The sequence below is a fragment of the Desulfovibrio inopinatus DSM 10711 genome (genome assembly GCF_000429305.1).
Taxonomy (GTDB): domain Bacteria; phylum Desulfobacterota; class Desulfovibrionia; order Desulfovibrionales; family Desulfovibrionaceae; genus Alteridesulfovibrio; species Alteridesulfovibrio inopinatus.
This window is the reverse complement of the sequence record NZ_AUBP01000072.1, coordinates 1-1,142: the sequence shown is the minus strand read 5'-3', so window position 1 is coordinate 1,142 and position 1,142 is coordinate 1. Positions and strand designations below refer to the sequence as shown.

1 protein-coding gene is annotated in these 1,142 nt (G+C 57.0%); it reads right to left on the bottom strand.

Annotated elements, in window-relative coordinates:
* A partial coding sequence (locus G451_RS0120435; protein ID WP_034643272.1) for a DNA-binding domain-containing protein occupies positions 1-1,019 on the bottom strand: 1,019 nt, incomplete at its 3' end.
* Positions 1,020-1,142 lie beyond the last annotated feature (123 nt).

The window sequence follows — 1,142 nt, the reverse complement described above, 5'->3', positions numbered from 1 at the left end:
TACCGCCCCAGACGCAGGCATGCAGCCCGAAACGCGGCCGAAATCGCAACCGAATCTTCCGTCGGCATAATCTGCCAACCCACCGGCAAATTGCTCGCCCAATCGTAAAACACGATGAGCTTGAGCCGAGCCGGCCGCCCGGTCACGGGATGCAGCACTTCAAAGTTGAGATCATGGCCATCAGCCACCAAGCATTGCCCGACGCGCAACGCCGCATGATCTCGCGAAATATACGAAAGGACCTGATCTTTGAGCGCCTTTTCTCCATCACGCGCCAACACCACCACATCACGATTGGTTTTCTCGTATCGTTTGGCGAATCGATAAAACGAATGATACCCCGGAACCGTTTCGTGCCCCCGATCCTTCAAAATGGCGCTGGTAGCCCGGTAGGCCAGCCGATAACTCGGCCGATTCGGATGGAGCCAACACCGTAAAAAGACTTCTTCGGCCTCATAGCCGATTTGCCCCAATTCCGGAGCTTTTCCTTCCGTCCAAACCCCGTTGCGGTCGCAAAGAATGAGATAATTATCATCGTGATTCTTGAGCTTTTTGTCCCAGGCATAGAGCGTTGCCACGGCAACCGCGCCGAGTCGGGCATGAATGTGCGGCAGGATGTGCCCGGCATTGAAGGCAAAAAGAAATCCTTCCGTGGCCTTTCCCTTTTGCCCCCAACCGGCATCAACCACATGCGCCCGCCACGCCTGCACCACGGCATATCGATCCAATCCCGCCTGATGATACTGCTCAGGCGGCACCGCCCCGGCAGCAATCCCCACCCCGGAAGGCACCGCAACAGCCCCGTGCCCGGATTCCGCCAACGCCCCGGCCGCCACGACAGCCAAAACCCGGCGCACGTCGGCCGGCAACTGCTCAGGCGAGAACACTTTCCCCCCGCCCCGGCCCGAACGCTTGGAAAACGGCCAATCTTCGCGAGTGGCGCGACGATAGATAGCTCTTTCAGATGCGCCCAGAGCATCGGCAATCTGTTTTGTGGTGTACTGCTGCGGTGTCTGCATAGTTATGTCCGAAGTCTTGTAATAAGGTGATGTCTTCGCTATTGAGTGTTTTCGGCCAACACGTCCAACGCCAACTTGGTGAGATCATCAAATGAAAATCGTCTCAGATGGCATCGTCCATGA